The organism is Nocardioides sp. ChNu-153 (assembly GCF_030466625.1).
GTDB lineage: Bacteria > Actinomycetota > Actinomycetes > Propionibacteriales > Nocardioidaceae > Nocardioides.
In genome coordinates this window covers 40,126-53,309 of the sequence record NZ_JADEVT010000009.1, presented here as the reverse complement: position 1 = coordinate 53,309, position 13,184 = coordinate 40,126, and the positions used below count along the sequence as shown (strand labels likewise).

Below are 13,184 nucleotides of genomic sequence, written 5' to 3'. Positions count from 1 at the left end.
ACCGTCGCCGCCGCCGAGAGGAGACACCGTGTTCCGCCACAGCAAGGAGCTCCAGTTCGACGTCAAGCCGGAGCGCCCCGACGCCCTCTTCGCAGCGAAGCTGCAGGAGCTCGTCGGCGGTCAGTTCGGCGAGATGACCGTGATGATGCAGTACCTCTGGCAGGGCTGGAACTGCCGGATGCCCGGCAAGTACAAGGACATGATCATGGACATCGGGACGGAGGAGATCGGCCACGTCGAGATGCTCGTGACGATGATGGCCCGCCTCCTCGAGGGCGCCCCGTCCGAGACCCAGGCCGAGGCCGCCGCCGCCAACCCGGCGCTCGCCGCGGTCCTCGGGGGCCAGAACGTGCAGCACGCCATCGTCACCGGCGGCGCCGCGACCCCCACCAACAGCCAGGGCGTGCCGTGGAACGGCGGCTACATCGTGGCCAGCGGCAGCCTGCTCACCGACTTCCGCAGCAACGTCGCGGCCGAGGCGCAGAGCCGGCTGCAGACCGCCCGCGTCTACCAGATGACGGACGACCCGGGGGTCAAGGAGACGCTGCAGTTCAACCTGGCCCGCGACACGTTCCACCAGCAGCAGTGGCTGCTCGGCATCGAGCAGCTCATCGAGGACGGCTTCACCGACGGCATCGAGGACTCCCTCGCCGCCGAGGAGAAGACGGAGCCCGGACGCACGTTCTACAGCTTCCACGAGGGCAGCACCGCCCACGAGGGCCGCTGGGCGCAGGGCACGACGATCATCGGGGGTCACACGATCGCCTTCGAGGAGGGCCGCCCGCTCGGGGACGACATCCAGGAGGTGCCCGCCCCCGACCCGCTGCTCTTCGCGACGTACGACGGGAGCAAGGGCCCCGGCAAGCCGGGCAACGCGGCCGGCGCCTACGCGCAGGGTGCCGAGAACCTCCTGCACAAGGCGAAGGAGAAGCTCACCGGCGAGTGAGCTGACCACCCATGACCGAGCTCCTCTGGCGCCCGATGGCGGACGCGTTCCTCGGGGTCGGCGTCTTCGTCGCCCTCCTGGTCGCCCCCTTCGGCTGGGCGCGCCTGCGGTGGGGCCACCGGATCGACGACGTCCTGCGTCGTCGCCGCCGGCTGGCCCCACTGGCGGGGGCCGCCCTCACCATGCCCCCGGGCTGCGGCGGCGCGATCCTGGTGGTCAGCCTCCACGGCCGCGGCGCGGTGTCCTACGGCACCGCGGTCGCCGCCCTCGTCGCCACGATGGGGGACGCCTCCTGGGTCCTCCTCGCGGCCGACCCCCTGCTGATGGTGCAGATCAAGGCGCTGATGCTCGTGGTCGGGGCGGTGACCGGGTACGTCGTCGACGCTCTCGGCCTCGACCCCCGGGCCGACGCCCCCCGGGCGGCCGCACCCGGCGTACCCGTGCTCGTCGGCGCCGCCGCCGTCGCTCCCCCGACCGGCCCGGCAGCTCCGACGGGCCGGCCGGGTCCGCTCCCGGGCCCCGTGCCGGGTACGGCGGTCCCCGCCGTCTCCCTCGCCGACGCCTCCCGGGCGCCCGTGGCGGTCTTGTGGCTGCTGCTGGTGGTGGGCGCAGCGCTCAGCATTCCCGCCACGTTCCGGCTGCTCGACCCCGCGGCGCTCGGTCCCGCCCTCGGCGGAGTCGACCCGTCGCTGGTCGTCGGGTGCGCCGGCACCCTGGCCGCGCTCTGCTACCTGCTCGCAGGCCGTGGGAAGCAGTGCCCCGCGGACCCCAGCGACATGGCCGGCGTGCTGCGGGCCGGCGCGCACGACGTCGCGGTGGTCACCAGCTGGGTGGCGCTCGCGTTCGTCGGCTGGTCCCTGCTCTCCGCCACCACCGGCTTCTCCCCCGCCGACCTGCCGCTCGTCGGGTTCGTCGGCGTGCTGGTGGCCGCGCTCGTCGGGCTGGTGCCCGGCTGCGCGCTCCAGATCGTGTTCTGCGGGTTGTTCGCCGCCGGCGGCATGCCCGTCTCGACCTTCGTCGCCAACGCCCTCAGCCAGGACGGCGACGCGCTCATCCCCATGCTCGCCCTGCAGCCCCGCTCGGCCGTCGTCGCCGCGGCGGTGACCACCGTGCCGGCGCTGCTCGTCGGCACCCTGCTGCTCCTGCTCACCTGACCCGCCCACCTGACCCGCCCACCGACTCCGGAGGCCGCCATGACCGTCGCCCTGCTGTCCCAGCTCGCCTCGACCCCGGCCGCCCCGGCGCTGGCCACGCTCTACCTGGCCGTGCTGGGTGCCGTCTTCCTCGCCGCGCGCCGCGGCGCGCGCCGGTGGGCGCGCGCCGCGGTGGCTCCGGGCCTGTCGGTCCGGTCGGTGGTGGTCGCGACCGCCTCAGCGATCGCGGCCCCGGTGGGTGCTGGGGCGGTCGCCGTGCCGCAGCACGCCGGCCTGCTCCACGCGGCCGGCGACGCCGGCCAGGGCGGTGCTGCCCCGGTGCAGCGCGGGGGCCATCGCGGCTGACCCGTGCCGGGCCCCGACGTCCAGCAGGTCGCGGCTGCGGTCGATGACCGTCAGCGGCAGCGCCGCGAGGGCGTTGCCCGGCGGGCGCCGGGCCACCAGCGGGTGCGGACGGGTCGGGGCGGTGCGCCGCACCGCCTCCCAGGCCACCCCGAGGGCGCGCAGGCGGGCGGTCGACAGCGCGTCCTGCAGGCGCGGCAGCAACGCGTCCTCCTCGTCGCGGACGTCCTCGCGGAGCACCTCGACGAGACGGTCGACGAGGGCCTGGTGCCGCTCGAGCGGGAGACCGTCGGACTCGAGCTCGGTCCAGAGCTCGTTGACCTCCTGGTGCTCCTGCTCCACCTGCAGCGTCAGCGCCTCCCCGTCGGGCAGCACGCGACGGGCGGCGGGCCAGACGACGGACTCCTCCGCGAAGGCGTGCGGGAAGACGAGCCGGGCGACCCGGTGGAGCACGTCGCGCCGCTCGGTGCTGCTGGGCCTGGTCTCACCCAGCTGGTGCAGCAGCCGGTCGAGGTGGACGTGGTCCCGCTTCTGGCGGACGAGGATGCTCCAGGTGCCGCCCAGCTCGGCGTCCGTCTGGTCGGCGATCGAGCGGGCCATCACGCCACCCCCGCCTCGGCCGCGCGGTCGGCGGCGGCCGCGGCTCCGTCGTACCAGGGCAGGCCGTGGCCCGGCAGCACCACCTCGGCGCCCGTGGCTGCGATGGCCTCGAGCGAGCGGACCGCCACCTCCGGGTCCTTCGTGGCCCCCGACGCGACCACGCGCGGGCCGCGTCGTCCGGTGTAGGGGTCGAGGGTGACGAGCGCGTCGCCGGTCACCACCGCCGAGGCCCCCGGGAAGTGCAGCACCGTGTGGCCGTCGGTGTGGCCCGGCGTCGCGATGACGCGGGGGCCCTGGGGGAACGAGGCCAGCGCGCCCGGCAGCATCGGCGTGGTGCGCAGCGGTGGCCGCACGCGCAACGCCCCCAGGGACGTCATGGCCGCCAGGTGGGGCCACCCGCCGGGGTGGCGGCCCGCGAACGCGAACCGGTTGTGCCGCGGGCGGTAGCTGTAGGGGTGGGCCGCGAGGTGGCCGTCGTCGGGGTGCACGAGCACGGGGACGCCGTGCTCCTCCTGCATCCAGCGGGCGAACCCGAGGTGGTCGAAGTGGGCGTGGGTGACGGCGATCGCCTCGACGTCGCCCGGCGCGTGACCGAGCCGATCGAGCAGCTCGACGACGGCCGGCCGCGTGGCGGGGAGGCCCGCGTCGACGAGGCCGACGCGGTCACCGTCCTGGACGACGTACAGGTTGACGGGACCGTGACCGAGGCGGTGCAGCCCCGGCGCGACCTGCTCGATCACGACGGACGGGCGGAGGGGATGGGCCATGCCGTCTGGTACCCGGGCCCCCGGGTGGGATACGTCGCTCTGCGGGCCGCCGGCCCGGGGGCGGGCGCTACGTTGCCTCCCGTGGACACCGACGACGTGCTCAGGCTCATCCAGGAGGTCGCCGCCGAGGTGGTGACGCCACGGTTCGGTCACCTGACCGACGACGAGGTGGGCGAGAAGGGCCCCGGTGACCTCGTGACCGCCGCCGACCGCGAGGCCGAGGCGCGCATCGGCGAGGCCCTGCGCCGGGCCTACCCGTCCGCCCTCGTGCTGGGCGAGGAGGCCGTCGCCGACGACGCGGGCCTGCTGGACGCGTTCCGCACCGCCGACCACGCCTTCACCCTCGACCCCGTGGACGGGACGCGGAACTTCGTGCACGGCTCCCCCGACCACGCCGTGATGGTCGCGGAGCTGCGGGCGGGCGAGGTCGTCCGCAGCTGGATCTGGCAGCCGCAGCACGAGGCGGCGTACGTCGCGGAGCGCGGCGCCGGGGCCTGGCGCGACGGCGAGCGGCTGCAGCGACCGCCCGTGGCGGCGGACCTGCACGGCGTGACCGGTCGCCGCTCCTGGGTCGGGCGCGCGCTCGGCACGCTCCGCGCCCTCGAGCTGACCTGGGTGTGCTGCGGCGTCGACTACCCGAAGCTGGTCGAGGGTGCCGCCGACTACGCCGTGTTCGGCTCGACCAAGCCGTGGGACCACGCCCCCGGCTCCCTGCTGCTGACCGAGGCCGGCGGCGCGGTGGGCCACTTCGACGGTACGGCGTACCGCCCCCAGCAGGACCCGCCGTTCGGGCTGGTCGCCGCGGCCGACGCCGAGGTGCTCGCGCTCGTCCGGGGCCTGGCCGGCGCGCTCCCGCTGCCGCGGCGCTGAGGATCCGGGGCCCGGCTGGGCCCCGGCCGCGGGCGCCGCTCAGCCGCGGCGCACGGGGACGTCGCTGAACCGTTGCACCGCGTCGGCGATGGTGGCGGCGGAGGCGTCCACGGCGTAGGGCATGACGAGCAGCTGCGTGCCGTACCAGCACTGCCGCAGCCGGACACCGAGCGTGCCCGCCACGGTCACCGGGCCCGTGAGCCGCGACGACGGGAGCGACGGCAGGTCGATCCCCGGCCGTCCGACGAATGCGACGACCCGGTAGCCGAACGACGCCCAGAACATCCACCGGGGGCGGAGCCCGGTGACCCGCACCTGCCGCAGGCCGGACCACGGCACCGTCGGGTGGTCCCGCACCGTCACCCCGTCGTGGTCGAGACGGAGCTCCCACGACGACCGGCGGGTGCGCAGCACGGACCGCACCCCCAGGAGCACCACCCACCCGAACACCACCATGCCGATCACGACGAGCCAGGGGCCGATGACACCGGTGAGGCCGAGCACGGGGTAGAAGCACCAGACCGCGACGAGGGCTGCCACCACCGGGAGCTGCCCCCGCGCGGACGGGCTGACGTGGAGGGCCTGCTCAGGCTCGTGGTCGCTCACACCCCACGTCGTACCAGAGCGCGGGCGGCCGCGCTCCAGAAGTGCAGTCCCCGGGAACGCGCCCCCGAGAATGCGACCGGCCCCGGATCTCCGAGGAGATCCGAGGCCGGTTCCGGTGTCCGAGGGGGGACTTGAACCCCCATGCCCAATAAGGGCACTAGCACCTCAAGCTAGCGCGTCTGCCAATTCCGCCACCCGGACGAGTGCGGAGGAGACGTTAGCAGGATCTTCGCCCGATCCTCACATCGGGGTCGGGCGTCCACCCGTCCCGTCGGCGTGGGCGGCGCCGGTCGCGGCGGCGAACCGCCGCAGCTCGGCGTGGGCGTCGCGCACCGCGCCGACGCCGCGCCGCAGGTGCTGGGAGACCGCCGGCTCCGAGATGCCCTCGGCCGCCGCGATCTCGCGCTGGCTCGCGCCGGCGAGCGAGGCCGCCAGGATGCGCTGCCCGCGCTCCCCCAGCCGGTCGACGAGGGCGTCGCGGCACAGGAGGTAGGCGTTGACGAGGCCGGCCCCGCCGGGTCCCCCCGGGGCGTGGGTGGCGTCGTACCAGCCGCGGCGGGCCCGGGCGGACGGGCGGCCCAGCTCGTCGATGGCGGCGCGGGCCGTCCACCAGGCCGAGCCGTCCTGCACCGGCGGGGTGCGCGTGGCGTCGAGGACCTCGCGCTCGCCGGCCCCCACGCCGTACCGTGTGTCGGCGTGCGGCAGCAGGTGCAGGCGCGCGAGGAGGGTGGCGGAGACGGCGTCCTCCAGGGTCGCGTAGACGCCCTGGAACTCGTCGCCCACCGTGGGCAGGAGCCCGTCGAGGGACGGCACGACGGCGTCGACGCGGGCGAGGGCGGGCCCGAGGGCGTCCTGCACCGCGGCGCGGGAGGCGGCCCGGCGCGAGCCCACGATGTCGCCGATGACGGCGTAGACGACCATGGGGTTAAGCATATTCCTTAACTTCGCGAGAATGAAGGCATACGCTTAAGTCCGCCGTGCGGCCCTGCGAGGTCGCGCGTGATGTGCTGGCCCCGTGACCACGACCTTCCGCCTCGGCTTCGTCGACGGCGCCACCCCCGACAAGTGGGCCGCCCGCTGGCGCGAGCGCCACCCCCGCGAGCGCCTCGAGCTGGTGCCGGTGTCCGCGAGCGACCAGGAGCAGGTGCTGCGCGACGACGAGGTCGACATGTGCCTCGTCCGCCTGCCCGTCGCCACCGACGGGCTCCACGTCGTGCGCCTGTACGACGAGCAGCAGGTCGTCGTCGCGGGTCTCGACCACGTCGTCGGCGCGGTGGAGGAGGTCGAGCTCGCCGACCTCGCCGACGAGCAGCTCGTCACCGACCCCGCCCGGGTGCCCGGCTGGAGCGAGGTCGCCCGCGTGGAGCGCCTGCCCTGGCCGGCGATGAGCGACCGCGAGGCGGTCGAGGTCGCGGCCAGCGGTTCGGGGGTGGCGGTGCTCCCCCTGGCGCTCGCCCGGCTGCACCACCGCAAGGACGTCGTCCACCGCCCCGTGACGGACCTGCCCCCGACCACCGTCGCCCTCGCCTGGCGCGTCGAGCGCGACGACGACCGCACCCAGGAGATGGTCGGCATCACGAAGGGCCGCACGGCACGCAGCAGCCGGGGATGAAGTTGCACGCCGCAACGATCTGAGGCAGTGTCGCGAGGTCCGGCAGCGGCCCGAGCAACGGGTCGTCGCACCGTGAGCCCGAGAGGAACGCGTGACCGTTCTCGACCCGAAGTCCCCTGCCGACGACGCGGAGGAGCAGCACGAGCCGACCGCGGAGCCGTCCACCGAGACGGGTGCCCACCCCGCGCTCGACGTCTCCCCGCCCGTGGAGCGCCGACCCGCGACCGCCGCGCTCGACCCGTGGGTGTTCGGCGTCACCGCGGTCTTCGCGGTCGCCTTCCTCCTCTGGGGGTTCCTCGGCACCGACTCGCTCTCGAGTGCCTCGTCGCAGGCCCTCACCTGGATCGTCGAGCACCTCGGCTGGCTCTTCGTGCTCGCCTCGTCGGGCTTCGTCGTGTTCGTCCTGTGGCTGGCGCTGAGCCGTTACGGCTCCATCCCGCTGGGTCGCGACGACGAGGAGCCGGAGTTCCGCACCGTCTCGTGGATCGCCATGATGTTCAGCGCCGGCATGGGCATCGGCCTGATGTTCTACGGCGTCAGCGAGCCCGTCTCCCACTTCACCACCGGGCCGCCCGGCACCGGTGAGGCCGGCGACCAGAAGACGGCCCTCGCCACCACCCTCTTCCACTGGGGCCTGCACCCCTGGGCCATCTACGCCGTCCTCGGCCTCGCGGTCGCGTACGGCGTCTACCGCAAGGGCCGCGTGCAGCTCGTCAGCGCCGCCTTCGAGGCGATCCTCGGCCGCCGCGCCCACGGGCCGATCGGCAAGGTCATCGACATCCTCGCGATCTTCGCCACCCTCTTCGGCTCCGCCGCCTCCCTCGGCCTCGGCGCCCTGCAGATCAGCAGCGGCCTGGAGATCGTGGCCGGCGTCGGCGAGGTCGGCAACGTCGTGCTCGTCGCGATCATCGCCGGCCTGACCGCCGCGTTCGTCGTCTCGGCCGTCTCGGGCGTCGCCCGCGGCATCCAGTGGCTCTCGAACATCAACATGGTGCTGGCGCTCGCCCTCGCGCTGTTCGTCTTCGTCGTCGGCCCCACGGTCTTCATCCTCGACATGGTCCCCAGCGCCCTCGCGTCGTACGGCGGGGACCTCGCCGAGATGGCTGGCCGCGTGCCCTCCGACACCGAGACGGCCTCAGACGGCTCGACCGCCGCGTCCTGGCTCTCGGGCTGGACGATCTTCTACTGGGCGTGGTGGCTGTCCTGGACGCCCTTCGTCGGCCTCTTCATCGCGCGCATCTCGCGCGGACGCACCATCCGCCAGTTCGTCGCCGGTGTGCTGCTCGTCCCCACCGCCGTGAGCCTGGTGTGGTTCGCGATCTTCGGCGGCGCGGCGATCCACCTGCAGGAGATGGGCCGCGACATCGCCGGCGCCGCCGGCCTGGAGGACCAGCTCTTCACCGTCCTCGACGCCTACCCGCTGGCGTGGCTCACGGGCTTCGTCGTCATGGTGCTCGTCGGCATCTTCTTCATCTCCGGCGCCGACGCCGCCTCCATCGTCATGGGCCAGCTCTCCGAGCGCGGCGCCAGCGAGCCGCGACGCTGGACCGTCGTGTTCTGGGGCTGCTCGACCGGCGCGGTCGCCGCCGTGATGCTGCTCGTCGGTGGCTCCGACGCCCTGCAGGGCCTGCAGAACATCACCATCGCGGCCTCGGTGCCGTTCGTGCTGGTGATGATCGGCCTGTGCTTCGCCCTGGTGAAGGACCTGCGCACCGACCCCGTCGTGGTGCGCCGCCAGTACGCCGCGCAGGCCGTCGAGCAGGCCGTCCTCGCCGGCGTCACCGAGCACGGCGACGACTTCGTGCTCTCCTACGAGGGCACCGAGCCCGGCGAGGGTCTGGGCGACTACATGGCCAACGGCCACCCCGCGAGCGTCACGGCCGAGCCCGACGCGGTCACGGCCGCCCCGGGCAGCACCGGGATCGCCGGCGCTCCCCCGGTCGACCGCACGCCGTACCCGTGTCGTCACCAGCCGGCGGGCAGCGGGCGTCCCTCCTGGAAGCCGGCCGCCGACTGCACGCCGACGACGGCGCGCTCGTGCAGCTCGGCGATCGAGCGGGCACCGGCGTAGGTGCACGCCGAGCGCACGCCGGCGCAGATCTGGTCGACGAGGTCCTCGACCCCGGGGCGCTGCGGGTCGACGTACATGCGGGACGAGGAGATGCCCTCCTCGTAGAGGCCCTTGCGGGCGCGGTCGTACGCCGACTCCGTGGCGGTGCGGTGCGCCACCGCGCGGGCGGACGCCATGCCGAACGACACCTTGTAGGCCCGGCCGTCGGCGTCGAGCTGGAGGTCGCCCGGCGACTCGTGGGTGCCGGCGAACCAGGAGCCGACCATGACCGACGACGCCCCGGCCGCGAGGGCGAGCGCGACGTCGCGGGGGTGCCGCACGCCGCCGTCGGCCCACACGTGACCGCCCTCGGCGCGCGCCGCCTCGGCGCACTCGAGCACGGCGGAGAACTGCGGCCGGCCGACGCCGGTCATCATCCTCGTGGTGCACATGGCGCCGGGGCCGACGCCGACCTTGACGATGTCCGCACCGGCGGCGAGGAGCTCGCGGGTGCCCTCGGCGGACACGATGTTGCCGGCCGCGACCGGCACGCCCGGGTCGAGCGCCCGGACCGCCTTGAGCGCCTCGACCATGCGGCCCTGGTCGCCGTGCGCGGTGTCGACGACGAGGGTGTCGACCCCGGCGTCGAGGAGCGCCGCCGCCTTGCCGGCGACGTCACCGTTGACGCCCACGGCCGCCGCGACCCGCAGCCGCCCGGCGTCGTCGGTGGCGGGCGTGTAGAGCGTGGCGCGCAGGGCGCCCACCCGGGTGAGCACGCCGATGAGCCGACCGTCGGCGTCGACGGCGGGGGCCATCCGCACGCGGGCCCGGTCGAGCACGTCGAAGGCCTCCCGCGGGTCCGCGTCGGCCGGCACGGTCACCAGCGACGACGACATCACGTCGCGCACCTGGGTGAACCGGTCGACGTCGACGCAGTCGTCGGTGGTCACGACCCCGACGGGCCGGCCGTCCTCGACGACGACCGCCGCGCGGTGGGAGCGCTTGGGGATGAGGGCCAGCGCCTCGCCCACCGTCTGGTCGCCCCGCAGCTCGATGGCCGTGTCGAAGACCAGGTGGCGCGACTTCACGTCGGCGACGACGTCGCGCACCACGTCGGTGGGGATGTCCTGCGGGAGCACCGTGATGCCCCCGCGGCGGGCGACCGTCTCGGCCATGCGGCGGCCGGCGACGGCCGTCATGTTCGCCACGACGATCGGCAGGGTCGCGCCCGTGCCGTCCGTGGTGGCCAGGTCGACGTCGTACCGGCTCGTCACCGTCGAGTGCCGCGGCACCATGAAGACGTCGTCGTAGGTGAGGTCGTGGGCCGGGGCCCGGTCGTGGAGGAAACGCACGTGGGTCCACGCTACGTCAGGGCACCCACCGATCTCGATTCCGAGGGCCCGAACGACCCTCCCGGGGGCCTGTCAGTCGACGTCCACCCAGCCCAGCGTCCGCTCGACGGCCTTGCGCCAGCCGCGGTGCCCGTCCTCGCGCTGCTCCTCGCTCCACGTCGGCTGCCAGCGCTGCGCCTCGTGCCAGTTCTCCCGCAGCTCGTCGGTGTCGCGCCAGAAGCCGACCGCGAGGCCGGCGGCGTACGCCGCGCCCAGCGCCGTGGTCTCGGCGACCACGGGCCGGCTGACGGGCACGCCGAGAACGTCGGCCTGGATCTGCATGCACAGCTCGTTGGCGGTGACGCCGCCGTCGACCTTGAGCACCTCGAGGCGCACCCCGGAGTCGGCCTCCATGGCGTCGACGACGTCGCGGCTCTGGTAGCAGATCGCCTCGAGGGTGGCGCGCGCCAGGTGCGCGTTCGTGTTGTAGCGGGACAGCCCGACGATGGCGCCGCGCGCGTCGCTGCGCCAGTGCGGCGCGAACAGGCCGGAGAAGGCCGGCACGAAGTAGACCCCGCCGTTGTCCTCGACCTGGCGGGCCAGCGACTCCGACTGGGCCGCGCCCGAGATGATCCCGAGCTGGTCGCGCAGCCACTGCACCGCCGAGCCGGTCACCGCGATCGAGCCCTCGAGGGCGTAGACGCACGGGGCGTCGCCGAGCTGGTACGCCGGGGTGGTGACGAGGCCGGCCTTCGACCGCACGATCTCGGTGCCGGTGTTGAGCAGCATGAAGTTGCCCGTGCCGTAGGTGTTCTTGGCCTCGCCGGGCGCGAAGCACACCTGCCCGACCGTGGCGGCCTGCTGGTCGCCGAGGATGCCGGTGATGGGCACCTCGCCCGCGAAGGGCCCGCTCGCGCGCGTGACGCCGTACCCGTCGGCGACCGACGAGGGCCGGATCTCGGGCAGCATCGCCCGCGGGATGTCGAAGAAGCCGAGCAGCTCGTCGTCCCAGTCCAGGGTCTCGAGGTCCATCAGCATGGTGCGGCTGGCGTTCGTCACGTCGGTGACGTGCACCCCGCCGTCGCGCCCACCCGTGAGGTTCCACAGCAGCCACGTGTCGGTGGTGCCGAAGAGCGCGTCGCCCCGCTCGGCCGCGGCGCGGACACCGTCGACGTTCTCGAGGATCCACTGGATCTTGCCGCCGGCGAAGTACGTCGCGGGCGGCAGCCCCGCGCGGTGCCGGATCACGTCGCCGCGTCCGTCGCGGTCGAGCGCGGTGGCGATCCGGTCGGTGCGGGTGTCCTGCCACACGATCGCGTTGTGCAGCGGCCGGCCCGTACGGCGGTCCCACACCACGGTGGTCTCCCGCTGGTTCGTGATGCCGAGGGCGACGAGGTCGTCGGCGCACAGCCGGGCCTTGCCGAGCGCGGTCTGCACGACCGCGCTGGTCCGCTCCCAGATCTCGACGGGGTTGTGCTCGACCCAGCCGGCACGCGGCAGCAGCTGCTGGTGCTCGAGCTGGTGGCGCGCGACCTCGACGCCGTCGTGGTCGAAGATCATGAAGCGCGTGCTGGTCGTGCCCTGGTCGATCGCGCCGACGTAGCGCCCCGAGCCCTCCCGGTCCGTCGTCATGCGTGTCCTCCCCTGCGCTCGGGTCCACCGTGGTCACGTCCCCGCCCGGGTGGTGCGGGGTCGGACGACGCCCCGTCACCGTACTGACCGGCGCGGGCCCCGGCGAGGCGCCCCACGACGGCGGTCCCGTCCACGTCGTCGTCGACGTGGACCTCGGGCACGAGGCCGTGCGCGCGGAAGCGGGCGGCGAGCGCGGGCACTCCGGCCCGGGACGTCTCGACCGCCAGGAACCCGCCCGGGCGCAGCCACGCCGCGGCCCCCGCGACCACGCGCTGCTGCACCGCTGTGCCGTCCGGCCCGCCGTCGAGGGCGACGCGGGGCTCGTGCTCGCGGGCCTCCCGCGGCATCGTCGCCACGGCCGCGCTCGGCACGTACGGCGCGTTCGCCACCAGCACGTCGACCCGGCCGCGCCAGCGGGGCGGCAGCGCGTCGTACAGGTCCCCGGCGTGGGCCTCGGCGGGGCCGGCGAGACCGACGATCCCCGCGAGGTTGCGGCGCGCGACTGCGACGGCCGCCGTGTCGACGTCGGCGGCGAGCACGGTGACGTCGGGGCGGGCGCGACCGACGAGGGTGGCGACGGGCGCCGCGCCGCAGCACAGCTCGAGCAGCACGCCGCCGAGCGGCAGCCGAGCACGGGCGACGTCGACGAGCACCCGGGTGCGCGCCCGGGGGACGAACACCCCGGCGGCGACGGCCATCCGCTCCCCCGCCAGCTCGACCTCCTCGAGCAGGTGCTCCAGCGGCGCACCGGCGACCCGGCGCGCCACCACGTGCTCCAGCCACGGCGCCCCACGACCGGGCCCGGCGGCGGCCGCCAGGAGCGCGGCCGCCTCGTCCTCGGGGTACACGCAGCCGGCGGCCCGGAGGCGCGCGACCAGCGCCGGCGCGCCCATCGACTCAGGCCCACCTGAGTACGGCGACGGGTGCGCCGGTCCCCCGCCCCCCACGAGGCTGTTCCGCATGACCTCCTCCTTGCCCGAGCAGCCCGCCAAGAACACGAGCGCCTTCTACGCGCAGGCCGGTATCGCCTTCGCCGTCGCGCTGACCACGATGATCGTCGCGATCATCTACGTGCCCGTCGACCCCTGGATCCGCGCCTTCCTGGCGCTCGGCAGCCTCTTCCTCGTCACGTCGTCGTTCACGCTCGCCAAGTGCGTGCGCGACGCCCAGGAGAGCTCGTCGGTCGTCAGCCGCATCGACCAGGCCCGCATCGAGCGCATCCTCGCCGAGCACGACCCCTTCCGCGCGGTCGCCTGACGCACCGCCGTACCCCT

13 protein-coding genes and 1 tRNA gene are annotated in these 13,184 nt (G+C 74.7%); 6 read left to right on the top strand and 8 right to left on the bottom strand.

What is annotated here, in order from left to right:
* Positions 1–28 precede the first annotated feature (28 nt).
* Positions 29–946 carry a manganese catalase family protein gene (locus tag INN71_RS12445; protein ID WP_277499377.1) on the top strand — a complete coding sequence of 306 codons (918 nt, stop codon included), beginning with the start codon at positions 29–31 and terminating at the stop codon, positions 944–946.
* An 11-nt stretch (positions 947–957) separates the two neighbouring features.
* Positions 958–2,100 (top strand): putative manganese transporter, encoded by a 1,143-nt coding sequence (locus INN71_RS12440; RefSeq protein ID WP_301800642.1) that lies wholly within the window; start codon positions 958–960, stop codon positions 2,098–2,100.
* 216 nt (positions 2,101–2,316) lie between these two features.
* Here INN71_RS12440 and INN71_RS12435 read toward each other — a convergent pair whose 3' ends face one another.
* Together INN71_RS12435 and INN71_RS12430 are read right to left on the bottom strand one after the other, a co-directional pair.
* On the bottom strand, positions 2,317–3,042 hold the full coding sequence (locus tag INN71_RS12435; protein ID WP_301800722.1) for a hemerythrin domain-containing protein: 726 nt from the start codon (positions 3,040–3,042) through the stop codon (positions 2,317–2,319).
* The gene (locus INN71_RS12430; protein ID WP_301800641.1) at positions 3,042–3,809 is read right to left on the bottom strand and encodes an MBL fold metallo-hydrolase; all 768 of its coding nucleotides are present in this window, start codon (positions 3,807–3,809) and stop codon (positions 3,042–3,044) included. Before INN71_RS12430 ends, INN71_RS12435 begins: the two co-directional genes overlap by 1 nt.
* Before the next feature lie 81 nt (positions 3,810–3,890).
* Here INN71_RS12430 and INN71_RS12425 point away from each other — a divergent pair, with 81 nt between their 5' ends.
* A complete protein-coding gene (locus INN71_RS12425) occupies positions 3,891–4,679 on the top strand; it encodes an inositol monophosphatase (protein ID WP_301800640.1) in 789 nt (262 codons plus the stop codon).
* Positions 4,680–4,718: 39 nt separating this feature from the next.
* Here the strand turns inward: INN71_RS12425 and INN71_RS12420 are convergent, their stop codons facing one another.
* The 3 genes from INN71_RS12420 to INN71_RS12410 form a co-directional block, all read right to left on the bottom strand.
* Complete coding sequence (locus tag INN71_RS12420) at positions 4,719–5,285, bottom strand: hypothetical protein (RefSeq protein WP_301800639.1); 567 nt, start codon at positions 5,283–5,285, stop codon at positions 4,719–4,721.
* A 116-nt stretch (positions 5,286–5,401) separates the two neighbouring features.
* Positions 5,402–5,486: transfer RNA gene (locus INN71_RS12415), tRNA-Leu, on the bottom strand.
* 39 nt (positions 5,487–5,525) lie between these two features.
* Positions 5,526–6,206, bottom strand: a complete 681-nt coding sequence (locus INN71_RS12410; protein WP_301800638.1) for a SatD family protein — start codon at positions 6,204–6,206, stop codon at positions 5,526–5,528.
* A gap of 94 nt (positions 6,207–6,300) precedes the next feature.
* Between INN71_RS12410 and INN71_RS12405 the strand changes: the two genes are divergently transcribed.
* Both INN71_RS12405 and INN71_RS12400 read left to right on the top strand, forming a co-directional pair.
* Complete coding sequence (locus tag INN71_RS12405) at positions 6,301–6,897, top strand: LysR family transcriptional regulator substrate-binding protein (RefSeq protein WP_301800636.1); 597 nt, start codon at positions 6,301–6,303, stop codon at positions 6,895–6,897.
* Between the two features lie 91 nt (positions 6,898–6,988).
* Entirely contained in the window at positions 6,989–8,968 is a 1,980-nt protein-coding gene (locus INN71_RS12400) for a BCCT family transporter (protein ID WP_301800635.1), read from the top strand.
* Here INN71_RS12400 and INN71_RS12395 read toward each other — a convergent pair.
* The 3 genes from INN71_RS12395 to INN71_RS12385 form a co-directional block, all read right to left on the bottom strand.
* On the bottom strand, positions 8,863–10,299 hold the full coding sequence (locus INN71_RS12395) for a GuaB1 family IMP dehydrogenase-related protein (protein WP_277499387.1): 1,437 nt from the start codon (positions 10,297–10,299) through the stop codon (positions 8,863–8,865). The genes INN71_RS12400 and INN71_RS12395 overlap by 106 nt on opposite strands.
* 72 nt (positions 10,300–10,371) lie before the next feature.
* Positions 10,372–11,910 carry a glycerol kinase GlpK gene (glpK, locus tag INN71_RS12390; protein ID WP_277499389.1) on the bottom strand — a complete coding sequence of 513 codons (1,539 nt, stop codon included), beginning with the start codon at positions 11,908–11,910 and terminating at the stop codon, positions 10,372–10,374.
* A complete protein-coding gene (locus INN71_RS12385) occupies positions 11,907–12,872 on the bottom strand; it encodes a methyltransferase (RefSeq protein ID WP_301800632.1) in 966 nt (321 codons plus the stop codon). Before INN71_RS12385 ends, glpK begins: the two co-directional genes overlap by 4 nt.
* Between INN71_RS12385 and INN71_RS12380 the strand changes: the two genes are divergently transcribed.
* Positions 12,871–13,167 (top strand): YiaA/YiaB family inner membrane protein, encoded by a 297-nt coding sequence (locus INN71_RS12380; RefSeq protein WP_277499391.1) that lies wholly within the window; start codon positions 12,871–12,873, stop codon positions 13,165–13,167. The two genes, INN71_RS12385 and INN71_RS12380, sit on opposite strands and share 2 nt — an antisense overlap.
* Positions 13,168–13,184 lie beyond the last annotated feature (17 nt).